Origin of the sequence: Virgibacillus sp. MSJ-26 (assembly GCF_018918075.1) — a bacterium.
In the GTDB taxonomy this organism is placed as follows: Bacteria; Bacillota; Bacilli; order Bacillales; family Amphibacillaceae; genus MSJ-26.
The window spans coordinates 126,563-145,527 of record NZ_JAHLPW010000010.1 but is presented as its reverse complement, the minus strand read 5'-3'; the positions used below and the strand labels follow the sequence as shown (position 1 = coordinate 145,527).

Below are 18,965 nucleotides of genomic sequence, written 5' to 3'. Positions count from 1 at the left end.
AGATTCTTTAAGAAACAAAACAAAGCCCCACGTTTCAAATCTAAAAACAACAATGTGCAGTCTTATAAAACGAAATACACGAACGGCAATATTGCGATTATCGGCAACAAGATTAAATTACCTAAACTCGGATTGGTCAGATTCTCCAAAAGTCGTGATGTAGAAGGTCGCATTCTTCATACTACTGTCAGAAGAAATCCTAGCGGTAGATATTTCATATCCATTCTTGTTGAAACAGAAGTGCAACCGTTAGATAAAACGGAAACATCTATTGTTATAGACTTAGGCATAACTGATTTTGCCATTTTTTCTGATGGTCGCAAGATTGGCAATAATAAATTTACAATAAAAGCGGAGAAGAAATTAAAAAAAGAACAACGAAAACTTTCAAGACGAGCGTTACGTGCTAAAAACAATGGTATGAACCTTCTGGATGCAAAAAACTATCAAAAGCAGAAGATAAAAGTTGCCAGATTACATGAAAAAGTAATGAACCAGCGTGAGGATTTCCTTAATAAGCTAAGTACAGAGATAATCAAAAGCCACGATGTCGTCTGTATTGAAAACTTGAATACAAAAGGGATGTTACGGAATCGTAAGTTAGCAAAATCAAGCCCGGGGATCGGTACTCGGTATTACACGTGGCACAGAAAGAGAACACGTCGTTCGCGCAACTCTCGAATCAATCGCTTACCAAACAAAAGACGTCCTAGATGCAATGATTGCTGACTCAGGCATTGACCTTCGCACACTGCGAGTTGACGGAGGCGCTGTGAAAAATGACTTTCTCATGCAGTTCCAAAGTGATATGCTAGATGTATCAGTGGAACGCCCCAGTTGTCCAAGAAACAACCGCCCTCGGTGCCGCATACCTAGCAGGACTCGCCGTTGGTTTCTGGGAAAGCCAAGATGAAATCGCCGAAAAATGGCGTGTCGAGCACACGTTTAAAAAAGAACTCGCTGACGATAAACGAGAACAACTTTACAGCGGTTGGAAAAAAGCAGTGGAAGCAACTCGAGTTTTTAAATAGCATCGAGTGAAGGTTATACCACGTTTCCGACTCACCTTACGGCTAAATTATTGTCATATTATAAAATTTACAGTTAGAGATGGTATAAAGGTCTGTGTTTTGCCATCTCCCTTTTTAATAAATTATGTGATTTTATTCACTAAATTGCTATGGAAGGAGGGGAATGATTATGGACAAACCATCAGGTGTCATCCCGGCGATTCGGAAAATGAAAGATTTTGAAAAAGGACTGGAAACCGACTCTGAGTGGGTGATTATTTTAGAGTCACGATTAGCTCAACTTCCGCATTTAGTGACATACTGTAAACGCGCTAACAAAAAGCCACTCATTCATTTTGACTTAATTAAAGGATTAAAGTCAGATGAATACGGACTTGAATTCATCGTTCAACATGTAAAACCCGCTGGCATTCTTTCAACACGAGGAAATATTATCGAACAAGCAAAGAAAAGCAAAATACTAGCGATTCAGCGTATATTTTTACTCGATAGCTTGGCTTTTGAGCAGAATATTAAACAGATAAACAGGTCACAACCTGATTTAATTGAAATTCTCCCTGGTCTCCTCCCTGGTGTCATTAAAGACGTTCGAGCTAACACTGACATCCCGATAATTGTTGGCGGCCTTGTGAAATCGAAAGAAGAGATTGATATAGCCATTGAAGCAGGCGCAGTTGGTGTTTCCACGTCAGATGTTGAATTATGGACATAACGTTGCTGTTAAGCTTAGAATATAAGATTTATTTATAGCTTAGAAAACTATAATATTAAAACTTCTGTGGATAACTTTATACTAAAATTGGCACATCTAGCTTCAGCACCCAGCAACTATCAAGTTTCGAATGCCTTCCTACGATAAGTCGACTTTGAATCGCTTTGCTTTTCAAGTCTCCTTTATCTTGTCAGGTCTTCTCCAACTTGCTAATCGGGCGTTTGCACTTTTGTTCGTTCAGCTCAGGGTGCCTAGCTCACCTGAGGGCTTAAGCATTAAACCTACGTGGCAAAGAACGCCACTGCGGATTTCTGCTTAAGCTTGTCGGAGCCAAACAGGCGCCCCGAGTTTTTGTTCTTGTGAATAAGCGTGAAATATGATAAATTAAAGGTAAGTTAATATACTGGTTAGTGAAAAGAGAACCACAAACTCCTGTGCTAAGAGCAACAGGGCTGTTTGTGGTTTTTTTGCATTTTAAATAGATTGGAGAGATTCATGATGACGACTTTTTCTAGTCATAATCGTTCAGACATCATAAACCATTTTAAACAGGGAAAATTAGATGTGCTAGTGATTGGCGGCGGGATTACTGGTGCTGGCATCGCGTTAGATTCAGTAACAAGAGGCCTTGAAACAGGCGTGGTTGAAATGCAGGACTTTGCCGCAGGAACGTCGAGCCGTTCGACAAAATTAGTGCATGGAGGACTTCGCTATTTACAGCAATTTCAAATTAAGATAGTTGCTGAAGTCGGTAAAGAGCGGGCGATTGTGTATGAAAATGGCCCCCATGTGACCACCCCTGAGTGGATGATGTTGCCGTTTCATAAAGGCGGTACTTTTGGTCCGTTTACGACTAATATCGGACTTCGTGTTTATGATTTTTTAGCCGGAGTGAAAAAGAGCGAACGCAGAAAAATGTTCAGTCCCCAAGAAGCTTTGCAAAAAGAGCCATTAATTCAGGAAAAAGGGTTAAAAGGCGCAGGTTATTATGTGGAATATAAAACAGATGACGCGCGTTTGACAATTGAAGTAATGAAAAAAGCTGTTGAAAAAGGCGCTCATGCATTGAATTATTCCAAAGCGGTCGATTTGTTATATAATCAATCTGGCAAAGTGTGTGGTGCAAAAATAAAAGATGAAATAACCGGCGAAACCTATGATGTTTATGCTAAAAAGGTGATCAGCGCCAGTGGCATTTGGTTGGATGATTTACGAGAAAAAGACGGTTCTAAGCAAGGTAAAAAACTTCATTTAACGAAAGGGATCCATCTCGTCTTTTCTAAAAATGCGTTTCCGCTTGAACAAGCGATTTACTTTGACACACCAGACGGACGTATGATTTTTGCCATACCTCGTGGAAATAAAACGTATGTAGGTACGACAGATACGTATTACGAGGGCGATCGTTTTGCGCCGAAGCCAACTATAGAAGATCGTGATTATATTCTTAAGTCCATTGATTATATGTTCCCATCCATGAACATCAAAGCAGGGGATATAGAATCAAGTTGGGCAGGCGTCAGAGCACTATTTTCAGAAGGAGATGGAGAAAAACCAGGAGAAATTTCCCGTAAAGATGAAATTTTCATATCCGATTCAGGCCTCCTTTCGATTGCAGGAGGAAAATTAACAGGCTATCGTAAAATGGCGGAAGATGCCGTTGATACGGTAGTGAAACAGTTAAGAGAGGAAGAAGAAATTCTATACTCCACATCCAATACAAAAAATTTGCCAATTTCAGGTGGAGATGTGGGAGGATCCAAAGGATTTGAGCAATTTAAAAAAGATCAATTAGACCGGGCGCGCTCACTTGAAATACCTGAAGAAACAGCTGAAAAACTCATCAACATGTATGGTGGAAATGTTGGCCTACTTTTTGAAATTTACCTTAACCATAAGGAAGAAGCAGAACAAGAGGGAATCGACCCATTTGTATTAGCTGAACTTATTTATGGAATGGAATATGAACTTGTGTACAAACCTGTTGATTTTTTCGTCCGCAGAACCGGTGCATTATTCTTTGATATTGACTGGGTCAAAGATAATAAAACGGATGTGACCAATTACATGGCAAAAAGTCTAAAATGGAATGAAGCAAAGAAAAATCAATACGATGAAGAACTTGAAAATGCACTGAAAACCGCTCAGGTGGACCAGTTGGATTAAAGCATGAAGGGCTTAATTTCTGCTAGAATGCAATTAAAATTGAATATAGAGTTTTTCCTATGCTAAGTTTAGCAACCGAACAATGAATCATCAATTCATTGCTCGGTTCTTTTAATGTTCCGGTATCTTTTTATAGGGTTATAGACCGCACGAAGGGCTATAGAAATTTTTTAAGGGCTATAGACTCGCCTGACGGGCTATAGAATTTTTTAAAGGGCTATAGATTCGCACGAAAGGCTATAGACTCGCCTAGACGGGCTATAGAATCACATGACAGGAGTTGGAAACGAGTTAGACCCTCTTCTAATTTTTTTAGCTTAATTGAAAGCCCTTATGAAATAATGGAATATATTAAAAATGTTATGTATATAAATAGGATAAGACTAAAATTTGCGCTTGCTTATTAAACAAGCTCTGTCATTTCCACTAACTAATAGTTTAAAAGAGAGGGGTCAAGAGCATGAAAAAGAAAAAAATAGTTGGGTTGACATCGTTGTTATTTGGAATAATTCTTTTGCTCAGTGCGTGTGGGGGTGGGGCGAAGAATATAGCAATAGGCCCACCGGCAAGTGAAACAAACTCAGCATCTAAACTAATCTTTGACGCTTACGATATAGGCGAAGATGATTATAAAGAATTCCAAGAAGGATTTGGTGATGCGGCAGATGGTGTACAAGATGGAAATATTGATATTTCAGTAGGGATTCTTGGTATACCAGCTGGAAGTATTGAAAGTTTGCAAGCCTCGGCGGGAGATGTTAAAATGCTAGAATTATCTGACGAGGCCATATCTTATATTGAAGAGAATAGTGGCTATAAACATTTCACGATTCCAGAAGATACGTACGAGTTTCTTGATTCTGACGTAGACACCGTCGCAGCGTTTGCTATATTAATGGCCAATACCGATACAATCGATGAAGAATTAGGGTATGAATTAGCAAAAAGCATGATTGAAAATGCTGATGAAAATACGCATACCCAAGCAGAACAAATGACGTTGGAGAACGCTTTAAAAGGTGCGGAAGGATTGCCCATACACCCAGGGGCAAAACGTTATTATGAGGAACAAGGATTAACGGTCGATAACCCGGTCGCAGAACTAAGTGCAGATGAAGCGGGTCGTGATAGTGAACTTATTTTAGGAACAGGAAGTCAGGGAGGCACCTATTATCCTTTAGGTGGGGAAATGGCTAACATTTGGAATAATCATCTCGATGTAAACATTACTAATACGGAAACTGGTGCCTCTGTTGAAAACCTGTCAAGCATTCGTGATGGTAATATGGATCTTGGCATGACGGTTCACACACCGGCTCTCGATGCTCTGGCAGGTGAAGGGGACTTTGAAGATTCAACAGTTGAAAATGCCGCTTTTATCGGTCATATTTATCCAGAAATTATTCAAATAGTAACTCGTAAAAATAGTGGTATTGATAGTCTAGATGATTTGAAATAGTTAAAGGGTTAAAAGAGTTACAAGAATACGACTTATATAACCTGAACGACATTTCATTTTTCTCTAACAATCGAAATGTTGTTCAGGTTTTTTGATGTGAATAGAATCCAATATATAGATCCCCCAATTTAGTAGTAAAACATATTGACTTCATAGTTCTTTAGCACTATGATTAAGTCAAGTTTAATTATTGTGAAAATGAGGTGTCAATATGTCTGAATTACCTCCTAATCATTCTTCATTTTTAAAACGTTTATTTAAAAAAACACCATATGAGGGAACGCTTCATCCAGAATTGAATCAAGAAGAGAATATCATTTTCGATTATTACCTGGATTTTGCTGAAAATCATCCTGGTATTTTTCTAGTTTTATCATTAACAGGTGAGGTTCTTTCACGCAATACAAACAGTATCAATGAACTTTTAGGCTATTCAGCAAAGAGAAAGATTGATTATAGTAATTATCTTTCTGCAGATAATTATTCAATTTTGCAAAAGACATTTCATAAATCAATTAAAGGTGTCACAAAACAACGAGATATAATCGTTTCTCACAAAAATGGAGAACAGCTTTTTTTAAAGGTGACATTTGTCCCCATTAAAGCGAAAAAGAATCCGATTGAAGGGGTCTTTTTAATCGTAGAAGATACAAGTCCTCAGAAGAAGCTTGAAAAGTTATATCAACTTAAAGCAAATCACTTGGACTACGCACAGCAAATTGCTAATATCGGAAGCTGGGAATATATCGTTGATAAAAATATCGTCAATTGTTCTGATACGTTTTATAGCATTTATGGAATCCAGAGCGATGAAGCTATATCTTTAGACACTGTCTACTCCTACATTCATAATGAAGATATTAAAAAGGTTAGTAGTTTGGTAGAAAAAACGATTGATGAAGGCGGTAATTGTGAAACGACATTTCGAATTGATCGAAGCTTAACTGGAGAATTAAGATATTTAAAAGTTTATATGGAAGTTGACACAGAAACTGATAGGATGACACGCTTAATTGGTGTTGTTAAAGATATAACTGACCATAAGCTGTTGGAACAGAATTTACTAGAAACAAATGAACATTTCCGTCATATTTTTGATCATTTAAGTGTCGGTATTTGGATGAGTGAGTCTGTTCATGGTCATTTTACTTATATTTCTAAAAGGCTATCAGATATCTTTCAAATCCCTATAGACAGGTTATATAAGGAACCGGAATGCTGGAAAAATATTATTTTACCGATGTATAAAGAAAAACTATTTGAAAAATATAATCTGCTAGAGCAGGGCAAGAGCATGAATCATATCTACAGAATTAATACGGAAGATGGCACGACAAAATGGGTTTACGAACAAACGATTCCAAAGGTAGATGCAAACGGTAATGTCACTCATTTATTTGGTATGGTTATGGATGTTTCAGCTGAAGTTTCAACGCAAAAGAAATTAGAATTTTTAGCGAAAAACGATGAGCTCACCGCTATACCGAACCAACGAAGCCTCTATGAGAAGTTGGATGAATTGATTAAGAATCACACCATTCATACATTCGCGTTGATTTATATTGATTTAGATGACTTTTCTTGGATCACCGATTATTTAGGGTACCAGATTAGTGATCTTGTCATACAAAAAGTAGCTCAGAAATTAATTCACTTATTACCAGAAGAAGGTTATTTAGCTAATGTCCATTCTGACAGGTTTATTTTCGTCGTCCCGAATTATACCAATAAAGACAAAATAGAGCAGTTGGCGAAAATAATTATTAAACGTATTGGTGAAAAGCTCGTCGTTCAAGACTATGAAATTTACGTGACCGCAAGTATCGGGATTAGCTTTTATCCAGAGAATGGCAAGGATAAACTAGCTATTCTTGAGAATGCACATTCAGCAGTATACCATGCTAAAAGTCTCGGTAAAAATAACTATCAGCTATATTCCTTTAACCGAGATATTGACTCGCACAAAAAGTATATGCTTGAAAAAGATTTGCGCCATGCCATTGAAAATAAAGAACTCGAGATTTACTATCAGCCTCAAGTGAATCCAAGAAATGGCGTTATTGAAGGAGTGGAAGCACTGCTTCGTTGGCACCATAAAGATTGGGGCGTTGTCTCACCAAGTGACTTTATTTCGTTAGCCGAACAAAAACATCTTATCCACGAGATTGGCGCCTGGATTATTGAAGAAGTATGTTTACATCTTAAAAAATGGAAGGAAAAAGATTATAAACTTATTCCAGTCGCTGTGAATGTCTCCCCAATCCAGTTTTTAAAAACAGATTTAGTAACAACAGTGGAAGATAACCTTAGAAAGAACGATATTCCAGCAGACTATTTACAACTCGAAATAACAGAAAGCACATTTTTAAAAAATGAACTACAAGTAAAATCGATGATAAAAGCATTAAATAAACTCGGTGTTCGTATCGCCTTGGATGATTTTGGAACAGGTTATTCATCGTTTCGTTATCTCCATGAATTCGACATCAGTACACTTAAAATTGACCAGCTGTTTTTACGTAACTTAACTGCAGAGGACCACAAAAACATGGCAATCGTTTCATCACTTTTGCATTTAGGGAAAGAACTTGATATTCAAATCATTGCTGAAGGTGTGGAAGAATACGAGCAGATGGAAATTTTAAGACAAAAAGAATGTGACTTGATACAAGGTTTTCTTTATTCAAAGCCTGTTCATCGAAAAAAGTTTGAACAAATGCTTCAGACCGGGTATTTATACCCTAAGAAGAAAAAGATTTCGAGAAAACCAGCGAAGGAACGAAGGAAATACTATAGATTTGAATTTGCTTCATCACTGCTCGCTGAAATGAGAATTACAGAAGTGAACAAACGTAAGGTAAATGTTGGCTCTGCTAATATTCTTATTGGAAATATCAGTTTAGGTGGGGTGAAAATCCTATCATCATTAAAGTTGCCGGTCGGCTCAAACCTTAAACTGAAATTTAAGTTTTACTTGATGGAGGAATCATTTGATGTTAACGGCAGCTTAGTGTGGATTAACGAGGAAAGACCAGAAATCTTCACATACGGGGTCGCCTTTAAAATAAGTAATTTTGAACGGGATACATTAGCCCCACTTATTAATAAAATGACCGTCTTAGAAAAACAAAATAAAGATATTCCAGATACAGAATTTATCAATGAAAACCCTTATGCGTTTTTAAGGAAGAACTTGGAGTAATGCGGACTCGCTATGGATTTAAATACTAAAGTTAAAAAAATATCAGATTAATACAAAAATTGAATTTTTTACTTAGAATTGTTGGCGGCGCATAGAACTGAAGGACGACGCATAGATCGGAATGACGGCGCATAGAACTGAAGGACGGACGCATAGACCCGAAGGAAGGCGCATAGAGCGGAATGACGGCGCATAGAACTGAATGACGGACGCATAGACCCGAAGGAAGGCGCATAGAGCGGAATGACGGTGTATAGACCGGAATGACGGCGCATAGTACCGGAATAACGACGCATAGGACTGGAAAATAGCGCATAGCCTGAAACAACTCCGCATAGAACTGAACAACAGCGCATAACCGGAAACAACGCCGCATAGACCAGAACAACGATGCATAGGCCGTCAAGAATGCCGCATAGCCCGTAGCAACGACGCATAGACGAAAATATATCTCAATTCTTTTAAATTGCTTTAAATAAAGGGTTCTAATCATCTTAGAAAGAATGATTAGAACCCTTTTTTATAAAATCTTAAACCTCAAACCTCAAGCAAAGTCATTATTTAACTTCTTTTTTTAACAAACCGAGCAATATACCGGAAACAACGGATCCGATAACTACAGCTAGCAGGTAAAGCAGCCAGCCGCCTTCGACAAGAGGGAAAACGAAAATACCTCCGTGTGGAGCTTGCAGCCCGATGTGGAACATCATGGATAAACCACCAGCAACCGCTGAACCTGCCATCATTGATGGAATAACTCTTAGTGGATCGGCTGCTGCAAAGGGAATAGCACCTTCTGTAATAAACGATAATCCCATAATATAGTTAACCCTACCAGCTTCACGTTCCTGCTGGTTAAATTTTTTGCCAAAAAGTGTTGTGGCAATAGCCGTTCCTAATGGAGGAACCATCCCTGCTGCCATGATTGCGGCCATTGGTTCATGGATGCCACTAGCAATTAACCCTGTACCGAAAAGGTAGGCTGCTTTATTGACAGGACCACCCATATCAACAGCCATCATTAAACCAAGAATCACTCCAAGGAATATAGCATTTCCTGTACCAAGCCCTGTTAACCAGTCAGATATCGCAGTGTTTAATAGACTGAGAGGTTTGTTAACGACAAAGAACATGATGAATCCAGTTATAGCGATACCAAATAAAGGATAAAGTAAAATAGTCTTTATACCTTCTAATGAAGAAGGAAGGCTGGCAAATAATTTTTTCAAACCTACAACTAAATAACCTGCGAGAAAACCGGCGACCAATCCACCTAGAAACCCTGCATCACTATTGGCAGCCATTAGCCCACCAACCATACCTGGTGCAAGCCCTGGCCTATCAGCAATACTCATCGCGATAAATCCTGCAAGTACCGGAATCATCAGCCCAAATGCATTGCCGCCACCAATGGTATTTAAAGCGTCAGCGATGACACTGTATGACGGGTCGCTCGGATCATGAGCATTGACACCAAATAGGAAGCCCAGTGCAATTAAAATACCACCACCGATAACGAACGGTAACATATTGGAAACACCACTCATCAAATGTTTATAGATGGTTGCTCCAACGCTTTTTCCTTTATGCTCGTCATTTTCACTAGGATTGTCAGTGGATGTGTTATTGTTATCCTTATAAATGGAAGCATCTTGATTCAACGCGCGATTGATCAATTCTTCAGGTTTACGAATGCCTTCAGCGACTGGAACTTCAATGACATGCTTGCCATCAAAACGATCCATAGCTACATTTGTATCTGCAGCGACAATGACTGCAACAGCCTTTTGGATATCTTTTTCAGTTAAGACATTTTTCGCGCCACCTGAACCGTTCGTTTCAACCTTAATATCAACACCCATTTCGTCTGCCTTAAATTTTAATGAATCGGCTGACATATATGTGTGGGCAATTCCAGTTGGACAAGCGGTGACTGCTACTACAAAAGGTTGGTCGTCTGATGTGTTTTCAGACGGCTCCTCATCTTTTTCTTCATTGTCATCACTATCGTCGTAATGATCAATAATAGAGAGAATTTCTTCCTCTGTTTTTGCTTCTAAAAGTTGCTGACGAATTTCTTTGCGCATTAGAATGGTTGAGAGTCGTGCTAAAGCTTGTAAGTGAGTATCGTTTGCGCCTTCTGGTGCAGCAATCATAAAGAAGAGGTGGGAGGGCTGACCATCAAGCGCCTCGTAATCAATGCCTTCAATGGAGCGACCAAAGGCTATCGCTGCTTCTTTAACTGCCTTTGTCTTGGCATGTGGAATAGCGACTCCATCACCAACGCCTGTTGTACTTTGTTTTTCTCGATTTAAAATTTCATCTTGGAATGTTTCTTTGTCTGATAATTTTCCTGCATCATTAAGAACTGTCACGAGCTCTTCTATAGTATCTGGCTTAGTTGAGCTTGTTAACGAGAGATGAATAGTATCTTTAGTTAATAGCTTCGTAATTCGCATCATTATTCTCCTTTGCTATATTTTTTAATGTCAATTTGTGGTAGTAGCGCGTCGATTTTTTCTTTTGTACATAAACCAAGAGAAAATGCTGTGGCACTACCAGCTGCTACACTATAAAGAAACGCCTCATTTAATGATTCACCATTTTGGTGTTGGGAAATGAATCCTGCTACCATCGAATCTCCGGCACCGACGGATCCCTTAACTTCACCTTTAGGAACTGTCGCGATTAAGGATACATCTTTACTTACAAATACCGCACCATCTCCAGCAAGAGAGACAATCACATGTTCCGCGCCTTGATCAATGAGTTTTCTAGCATAAAAGATGGCTTCTTCACGCGATGAAATGGTTGTATTAAATAACCCACCAAGCTCATGATGATTAGGCTTTATCAAGAGTGGATGGAAGGGAAGTACTTTTTTCAATAAGTCTCCTTCCGCATCTACAACAAATTGAGTACCGTTGTCCACACAAATTTTCACAAGTTCTTCATAAGTAGTCGGAGGAAGGGTGGACGGGATGCTCCCAGCAAGCACGAGGATATCTTGATCCGTTAATTGATTCACTTTGTTTTTTAAAGAAAGTAAGTTTTTCTCGTTGATACTAGGGCCTATGGCATTAATCTCTGTCTCTTGATCGGTCTTCAACTTCACATTAATTCTTGTATCTTCTTCAATCGATATGAAATCCGTATTTATGTTTAATCCCTGTAAATAGTTTTCAATATACTCACCTGTAAAGCCCCCTAAAAAACCAAGTGTGGTGCTAGGAACGTTTAAGTTTTTTAAAACTTGAGACACATTAATTCCTTTACCACCAGGAAATTTATTGTCACTATTTGATCGATTTAATTGTCCTAATGTTACCTGGTCAAGTTGCAAAATATAATCAAGTGATGGGTTAAGCGTTAAAGTATAAATCATGGCTGAATCACCTTTATTTCTGTTTTATTGTTGAACTGTTCTAGAGCAGTGGGTTCCAAATTATTTGTGATAATTGTCGCCGCATCAAGATTTGCTATTTTGGAAAAGGCAATCTCAGAAAATTTTGTATCATCTGCGAGGACGTATGCTTCTCGTGTTAACGAAATAGCTAATTGTTTGATTTGTGCTTCCTCTTGGTCGGGGGTTGTAAAACCGTATTCAGGATGCACGCCATTGACACCGATAAAACATTTATCAAATCGATAGTGCTTTAGACTATCAAAAGCACCTCTTCCGATAAGAGCTTTCGTTTTCGGTTTGGCAAAACCTCCAATAAGATACGTTGTTATGCCTTTCTCCAAAAGACTGTTTATATGCATAAGTCCATTTGTGACTACAACAATATTTTTAGGGAGATGTGAAATTAATTCATACGTTGTTGAGCCAGCGTCAAGATAAATGCTATCTCCTTCTTCAATAAAGTGACTTGCATATTCAGCTATTTGTTGTTTGGTGTGAACGTTTTTGGATGATTTTTCTGTCATGCTCGGTTCACTGAGTTTTCCTTGAAGTCTGGCAGCACCTCCGTGCACACGTTTAAGATACTTTCTTTCTTCAAGTTGTGTTAAGTCACGTCGAATGGTTGACTCTGATGCGTTAGTTAAGTTTACGAGATCTTTTAATTTAACAGTATTATTTACTTTTAATTGATCTATTATAATTTGATGACGTTCTGATTCTAGCAAAATATCATCTCCTTATGCGCTTACATTTAATTTGTATATCTATATTATAAGCTGGATAAACTCAAAAATCAATCATGAACAATCAATTACAATCATAAACTATCAAGAAAACTTTTTCTGTGGGTTAGGAATGGTAATGTTTATGATTGCATTAAAAAAGAGGATGGGAGATAAGTATTTTAGTTAATGTAAAAGCGAACGTATTAAAGTATATTTCTTTTAATATACACTTTTAAAATCAGCGTAGGAAAAATACGTAGACTCCTGCAGGATGAAAAGCTTAGATGAGACCCCACAGAGCGTAGCTCGAGGAGGCTCATCAGCGCCTGCGGAAAGCGAAGTATTTTTCCGAAGCGAATAACACTCGCTTAAAATTGTTCGTCTTTTAATTACTAATACTTAGTTTTGTCCCAACCTCTTCTAAATTTCCATTTTAAATTAAATCAATCGCTTAATTATTGTTTTCAACGGTGGCATGTCGTTTTCGCCTTCTTTTTCAGCAAACTTTTTAAATAAATATTTAGAATAACCGATGGCCTGGCTCATTTCGATTTTACCAGGGAGCGGTGCACGTACTTCAATCGATGCATCAATAATGACCGGTTTAGTTGATTGTTTGTCAGCCTTGAGTGCTTGCGTGAGTTCAGCTTCATTTGTTGCTTGATATCCTTCACCGCCACAAGCTTTAGCGAATCCAGCATAATCCATATCTTGAAGAGGGATTTGATAGGGGATATTACCTAATTCTTCTTGCTCGAATTGAATCATGCCAATTTTTTTATTGTTCAAGATGATAACTGTAATAGGTAGATCATATTGAACTGCTGTTAAAAAGTCGTGCATCACCATAGAAAAACCACCATCCCCGCATATCGCAACAACTTGCTTGTCAGGTTCGTTCAGTTTAGCGGAGAGCGCCCCGGGTAAACCGCAACCCATTGTAGCAAGCCAGGATGAGACGATAAAACGTTGATTAGTCATTTGGAAAAAGCGCGTTGTCCAAGTCGTGACATTGCCAACATCCACGGAAAGTATAGCATCGTCATCAACATTTTCCTGCAAGGCACGAATCACTTGTGGGCCTTGCATCGGTTCATCGGCTTTACCTGTAGAAATATTATCAAGATGTTTCCACCAGTTAGACATATTTTCTTGACAGCTTTTTAAAAATCGCTGATCCATTTTTTCCTTAAGCTGATCATTGAACCAACCTAAAACACGCTCGGATGATGCGACCAATCCAAGACTGACAGGATATCTTTTGCCAATTTGTGTAGGATCTGTATCGATTTGAATTGCTGGGGCATCTTTTGGTAAGAATTCACGATAGGGATAAGACGTTCCAATCATAATGAGTAAGTCCGTTTCCTTCATAGCTTCATAAGCCGGTTTCGTTCCTATTTGGCCAAGGTTCCCAAGGTTGTATGGGTGTTTATCTGGAATAACACCCTTTCCCCTAAGCGTTATAATGATCGGGGCACCAGCTTTTTCAGCAAAGGTGGTGAGCTGTTTACGCGCGGGGAATGCTCCTTTTCCAGCAAGAATAACTGGTTTTTTGGCTTTAGCAATCATATCAGCTGCTTTAGTTAAATCAGCGCCATCGCAAAAGAGTTGCGGAGATGTATACGTAGCATCCCGGAGTTCGGGGGACTCGATTTTTTCTAAGAAAACATCATCAGGTACTGTTAAAACAGAGACACCTTTATGTGCGTAAGCCTCTTTGAATGCTTGTTGTAATAAAGGGCGCATTTGTTTTCCCGATGTCACACGTCGATTAAACACGGCCACATCATCAAATAATCTTTCCAAATTCACTTCCTGAAAATTATCGGTTCCAACGAGATCATGCGAGACTTGTCCTGTGATGACGACAAGTGGTGCCCCGTCAGCTTTAGCATCGTACATACCGTTGAGTAGATGGATGGCACCAGGCCCTCCAATCGATAGGCAAACGCCTACTTTACCAGTTAATTTCGCTTCTGCGGCTGCCGCGAGTGCACCAACTTCCTCATGACGAATATGAATAAAATCTATGGCCTCTTTATGTTTCCGAAGAGCTTCTACTAGATTGTTAACTGAATCACCGGGATAGCCATAGACATGGTCAACCTCCCAGTCTTTCATAATATTGATTACCGCTTCTGCTGCTTTCATGTTGAATCCTCCTCGATTCTAATCTGCTATTATCAATACCCTAAGAGATTTCGATGTAATCATAGGAGGGAGAAGAGCTCCTAATTAAACGTCGCTGTTTTAAAATTAAAAAACACAGAACCAGATGTCTGTGTTTTTTGTTAAGTGTATTTAAGTTATTCGATAAAATCTCCACGGATAAACTTTTCTTCCTGATTAAAATTTATTCGTATACTTTTAGAAGATGTCGGATCAGGTGAATCAGCAACATGAAAATGGATATGCGGTTCACTGGAATTACCGGAATTTCCAACAAGACCTAGGAGATCACCTTGCTTAACATCATCGCCCTCTATCACTTCGATCGACTGATGTTTGAAGTGAGCGAGATAACTGTATTCTTCATTTCCATGGTCAATAATGACAAAATTGCCTAAAGGTTGCTCCTCATTCATTTCGCCCACTGGCTCATTATCTTCAACGTTATTTTCTACTTTAACGATTGATCCATCAGCAGGAGCCAGGTAGTTTTCACCAAACGCATAATAGTTTTCATTTAATGTCTGGTCGCCTTCAAAAGAATTGTCCTCTTTTACTATCGTAAAATCATAAGCATAACGCTGATTTTCGAATTCGTAATGATAGTTAGTTAACGTATTTGTTCCACCCCAAAACACAAACCACTCGTCTTCAAAGGGATATTGAAATGTTGTTTTGGTATAAGCTTCATCAGTTTCTGGATAAGCAGCAAGCGGCATAATTTGTAATCCTTGAATAATGTCTTCCTCATCAATAATTGCTAAAATACCTTTCGAACCACTATCATCGATCCAAGCATAATGCTTCGCGTCATCGCCATAAGGGAGCTCGAATTGTAACTTATATGTAGAAACTCCTCTATGAAAATCTTCCCCTAAATCACGAAGTTCATTTAGAGACACCTCATCCTGGAATTCTTTACTCATATGACTATAAATTCGTTCATAGTCATCATCCAAAAAAGCATCAGGTAATTCTTTCGGTTTCATCGGTTCCTCTCCTTTACTTATACCTTCTTCATTACTACAAGCAGCTAATAGTATAATAGAAAAAATAATCAAAACAAAAAAGACTTGAAAATATCTCAACTTTCATCCTCCTATTACATCTTACTTAGATACTACGGTAAAATGTAGGAAAAAGTTTCATAATTTAGATTTCATATCATCCATTTGTCAAAAAAGTAAAAAAACATATATATTAAGTAGTAAAGAAACTATAAAGTTATGTATAATTAAACACTAAGATAAACCATTTTAACGTCTGGAGAGAATGTTATGTACATCGATTTATTGATTGAAAAACTAGGAAAAGATAAAGTAACACAAAACGAAACGGAGCTAGTCAGGCACAGTCGTGATGAATCCATGCATCCGTCAATTTCCCCAGATGTCGTTTGCTTTCCCGAAAATACACAAGATGTGACTACAATTATGCGTATTGCTCGAGAAAACAAAGTACCCGTCACCCCGTTTGGCGCGGGTTCCGGCTTGGAAGGACAAGCCATTCCAACACAAAAGGGTATTGTCATCGATTTCGAACAGATGAACAACATCATAGAATTTAACCCGGAAAATTTAACCATCACCGTCCAACCAGGTTTAACTCGCAAGCAGCTGAACCACTATATTAACCGTCAAGGTATGATGTTTCCAATCGATCCGGGCGCAGATGCATCCATCGGCGGGATGGTCGCGACAAATGCAAGCGGTACAACAGCTGTACGTTACGGCTCAATGCGAGAACAGATTTTAGCCATGGAAGTTGTTCTGGCCGATGGGAGGGTGATTATGACTGGAACTAAAGCAAAAAAATCATCATCTGGCTATCATTTAAATGGATTATTTGTTGGTTCAGAAGGAACACTTGGAGCCATTACTAAAATAATATTGAAATTGCACGGCATTCCGGAATCAACAGTGGTTGCTCGCTGCACATTTACCAGTCCAGAAACATGCGGGGAAGCAGCACAGACGATCTTATTAAGTGGCATCAACGTCATGCGGATGGAATTTGTGGACGTAAACACAATCAAGCAAGTCAATGAGTATGGCAACCATCATTATCCCGAGCAACACTCCTTGTTTTTTGAATTTGCCGGTACTGAAAAAGCAGTGGAAGAAGAGATCATTTTTGCAGGTGAATTAATGAAAGATTTAGGTTGTGAGAACTGGGAAGTAGCAAGGGAGTCGACCGAGCGCGAGGAGTTGTGGCGGGCAAGACAAGAGATGTCATATGCATTCCGTCATTTAAAAGGGAGGCATGCCTTTAGCACGGATGTTTGTGTACCTATTTCAGAATTACCCGGAATGATTAACTATGCAAGCGCATTGCTTTCTGAAAAAAATCTTAAAGGCGGGATATTTGGCCATGTTGGTGACGGTAACTTTCATACTTTGCTTACGTTTAGAAAAGAAAGTAATGAAGAGCGAGATATAGCTTTCGAGATGAATGATTTAATTGTCAATCGCGCTATCGAAGTAGGCGGAACATGCACAGGCGAACACGGCGTAGGCCTAGGAAAAAGAAAGTTTCAAGAGCAAGAGCATGGAGATGCGCTTGACATCATGCGGTCTATCAAAAAAACGTTCGATCCTGATGGGATTTTGAATCCAGGGAAGATCTTTTGACGAAAGGCTATAGAATAAACTGAAGGGCTATAGATCCAATTGAAAGGCTATAGATTCAAATGAAAGGCTATAGAACAAAATAAAGGGCTATAGCCACTAATGAAGGGGCATGGAAATATTTAAATACGCATTGCTGCATATGAAGACGCATAGAGATTCTTAAATACGCATAGCCGCAAACGAAAACGCAAAGAAACCTATAAAGGCGCATAGATGCTGACAAAGCCGCACGGTACACCCCTAATAATATAAAGTATAAAACTTCTATAAAATATCAAATTTTCCTACTAAAAGTAGCCTAAAGTCTTGTATTATAATCCAGTTATTAGATAATAAAGGAGTAAGAGAGAGTATTAGATTTTGGGAAGGTTATTTTTTTACTCTTAAACTAGGTCATTTTACCTAAATCTATTACACTACTGAATCCTTTGGAATGACGTGAGGAAATCTAAAAAACGATTAAAGTTAGCTGCTATTTTAATTGTTAGTGCTTTGATTTGCTCTATGAAAAAGCGGATATTGCTTTATATCAGGCAAAGGTAAAGGGGAAAAATCAATATTGCTTGTATTGTGATGATTTATTGACCCATAGGCCGATCGGATTTTAACCGGGATATGTACCAATAAAAGAAAACAGCCTTCATATATACATCTGAAAGCTGTTTTCGTCATAGATTTCTTATTCTCTTTCCCTTGCTCTTTGCGTGTCGCGAATATTCTTCTGAATAGTGACTGCTGAGAACAAACTTAAAGCAAAGGACATTCCATAAAATCCTTTTTCACTTAGGATAATACTCCCGGCATTGTATAGACCGACACCCATCAACAAGATTGAGATAAGCAGGGCCATCCAGCTGATACCGTAATAAATATTTGTAACCGGGATCCCTTCGTGTTTATCCCTGACTGACTTTTGTAAAGATACGGCTGAATATAATCCAAACACTAAAATTGCAAAATAATAGCCTTTTTCATTTAGCTCCATTGTTGCATTAAATAAGCCCACAAGATAAGCCGCAACCCCTAGTATTAAAGCTGCCCATGAGGCTCCTATAAAAGCTGCTGTTGGTTCACCTTCTTTTCTTTCCACTTCTATTTTTGACTCGTTTTCTTCCTTTTCTTCAAAGAATAGTTCAGGTTCACTCGACATATACTCTTCACCCCCATTTAATCCATTGACCGTTACAAGTACACCTAGAGTTCTTTCTACAATCATTATATATAAGTTCTTTATAAATAGTAGCCTATTTTTTAAAATTCCCGCTTTGTTAGTGTGTAGCTTGCGCCGGATATTAACTAATTTTCAATCAATTTAATTGTACGTGAGTTTAGAGTCAGTAGGTAGAGCACTAAGCACTAAATCATTGAGTGTGTAAATAGTTATAAAGTCCCGTTCTAGCAATAGCAACCTTTAATAACTGGAATATATTTATTAAAAACGTTCCTGCTTTCGTATTTAATA

General features: G+C 38.5%; 11 protein-coding genes and 2 pseudogenes. 7 read left to right on the top strand and 6 right to left on the bottom strand.

All coding sequences use genetic code 11. From position 1 onward, the window contains the following. The 6 genes and pseudogenes from KQI49_RS11230 to KQI49_RS11205 form a co-directional block, all read left to right on the top strand. Window positions 1-612, top strand: a pseudogene (locus KQI49_RS11230) (RNA-guided endonuclease TnpB family protein); the annotation flags it as partial. After that, window positions 608-1,031 (top strand): annotated as a pseudogene (locus tag KQI49_RS11225) (FGGY-family carbohydrate kinase); the annotation flags it as partial. The pseudogenes KQI49_RS11230 and KQI49_RS11225, both read left to right, overlap by 5 nt. Window positions 1,032-1,200: 169 nt before the next feature. Beyond that, complete coding sequence (locus KQI49_RS11220; RefSeq protein WP_216489025.1) at window positions 1,201-1,743, top strand: glycerol-3-phosphate responsive antiterminator; 543 nt, start codon at window positions 1,201-1,203, stop codon at window positions 1,741-1,743. A gap of 498 nt (window positions 1,744-2,241) precedes the next feature. Then, the gene (locus tag KQI49_RS11215; RefSeq protein WP_216489024.1) at window positions 2,242-3,909 is read left to right on the top strand and encodes a glycerol-3-phosphate dehydrogenase/oxidase; all 1,668 of its coding nucleotides are present in this window, start codon (window positions 2,242-2,244) and stop codon (window positions 3,907-3,909) included. A 460-nt stretch (window positions 3,910-4,369) separates the two neighbouring features. Continuing rightward, the gene (locus KQI49_RS11210) at window positions 4,370-5,368 is read left to right on the top strand and encodes a TAXI family TRAP transporter solute-binding subunit (RefSeq protein WP_216489022.1); all 999 of its coding nucleotides are present in this window, start codon (window positions 4,370-4,372) and stop codon (window positions 5,366-5,368) included. Between the two features lie 211 nt (window positions 5,369-5,579). Continuing rightward, complete coding sequence (locus KQI49_RS11205) at window positions 5,580-8,570, top strand: EAL domain-containing protein (protein WP_216489020.1); 2,991 nt, start codon at window positions 5,580-5,582, stop codon at window positions 8,568-8,570. A gap of 557 nt (window positions 8,571-9,127) precedes the next feature. Here the strand turns inward: KQI49_RS11205 and KQI49_RS11200 are convergent. The 5 genes from KQI49_RS11200 to KQI49_RS11180 all read right to left on the bottom strand — a co-directional run bounded on the left by KQI49_RS11200 (window position 9,128) and on the right by KQI49_RS11180 (window position 15,961). Further along, complete coding sequence (locus KQI49_RS11200; protein WP_216489018.1) at window positions 9,128-11,029, bottom strand: PTS fructose transporter subunit IIABC; 1,902 nt, start codon at window positions 11,027-11,029, stop codon at window positions 9,128-9,130. Window positions 11,030-11,031: 2 nt separating this feature from the next. Continuing rightward, window positions 11,032-11,955 carry a 1-phosphofructokinase gene (pfkB, locus tag KQI49_RS11195; protein ID WP_216489016.1) on the bottom strand — a complete coding sequence of 308 codons (924 nt, stop codon included), beginning with the start codon at window positions 11,953-11,955 and terminating at the stop codon, window positions 11,032-11,034. Beyond that, window positions 11,952-12,701, bottom strand: a complete 750-nt coding sequence (locus tag KQI49_RS11190; RefSeq protein ID WP_216489014.1) for a DeoR/GlpR family DNA-binding transcription regulator — start codon at window positions 12,699-12,701, stop codon at window positions 11,952-11,954. Before KQI49_RS11190 ends, pfkB begins: the two co-directional genes overlap by 4 nt. 438 nt (window positions 12,702-13,139) lie before the next feature. Then, window positions 13,140-14,855 (bottom strand): pyruvate oxidase, encoded by a 1,716-nt coding sequence (locus tag KQI49_RS11185; RefSeq protein ID WP_216489012.1) that lies wholly within the window; start codon window positions 14,853-14,855, stop codon window positions 13,140-13,142. Between the two features lie 155 nt (window positions 14,856-15,010). Next, the gene (locus KQI49_RS11180; RefSeq protein WP_253286802.1) at window positions 15,011-15,961 is read right to left on the bottom strand and encodes a M23 family metallopeptidase; all 951 of its coding nucleotides are present in this window, start codon (window positions 15,959-15,961) and stop codon (window positions 15,011-15,013) included. Window positions 15,962-16,150: 189 nt separating this feature from the next. On the opposite strand from KQI49_RS11180, the gene KQI49_RS11175 reads away from it, so the two are divergent. Beyond that, a complete protein-coding gene (locus tag KQI49_RS11175; RefSeq protein WP_216489010.1) occupies window positions 16,151-17,503 on the top strand; it encodes an FAD-binding oxidoreductase in 1,353 nt (450 codons plus the stop codon). A 679-nt stretch (window positions 17,504-18,182) separates the two neighbouring features. On the opposite strand, the gene yiaA is transcribed toward KQI49_RS11175, so the two are convergent. After that, a complete protein-coding gene (gene yiaA / locus KQI49_RS11170) occupies window positions 18,183-18,653 on the bottom strand; it encodes an inner membrane protein YiaA (RefSeq protein WP_216489050.1) in 471 nt (156 codons plus the stop codon). Window positions 18,654-18,965 lie beyond the last annotated feature (312 nt).

Bases quoted from the DNA above. Each gene is read 5' to 3' on its own strand.
- KQI49_RS11220 (WP_216489025.1), top strand. From the start codon at position 1,201: ATGGACAAACCATCAGGTGTCATCCCGGCGATTCGGAAAATGAAAGAT.
- KQI49_RS11175 (WP_216489010.1), top strand. From the start codon at position 16,151: ATGTACATCGATTTATTGATTGAAAAACTAGGAAAAGATAAAGTAACA.
- yiaA (WP_216489050.1), bottom strand. From the start codon at position 18,653: ATGTCGAGTGAACCTGAACTATTCTTTGAAGAAAAGGAAGAAAACGAG.
- KQI49_RS11210 (WP_216489022.1), top strand. From the start codon at position 4,370: ATGAAAAAGAAAAAAATAGTTGGGTTGACATCGTTGTTATTTGGAATA.
- KQI49_RS11205 (WP_216489020.1), top strand. From the start codon at position 5,580: ATGTCTGAATTACCTCCTAATCATTCTTCATTTTTAAAACGTTTATTT.
- KQI49_RS11200 (WP_216489018.1), bottom strand. From the start codon at position 11,029: ATGCGAATTACGAAGCTATTAACTAAAGATACTATTCATCTCTCGTTA.
- KQI49_RS11185 (WP_216489012.1), bottom strand. From the start codon at position 14,855: ATGAAAGCAGCAGAAGCGGTAATCAATATTATGAAAGACTGGGAGGTT.
- pfkB (WP_216489016.1), bottom strand. From the start codon at position 11,955: ATGATTTATACTTTAACGCTTAACCCATCACTTGATTATATTTTGCAA.
- KQI49_RS11215 (WP_216489024.1), top strand. From the start codon at position 2,242: ATGACGACTTTTTCTAGTCATAATCGTTCAGACATCATAAACCATTTT.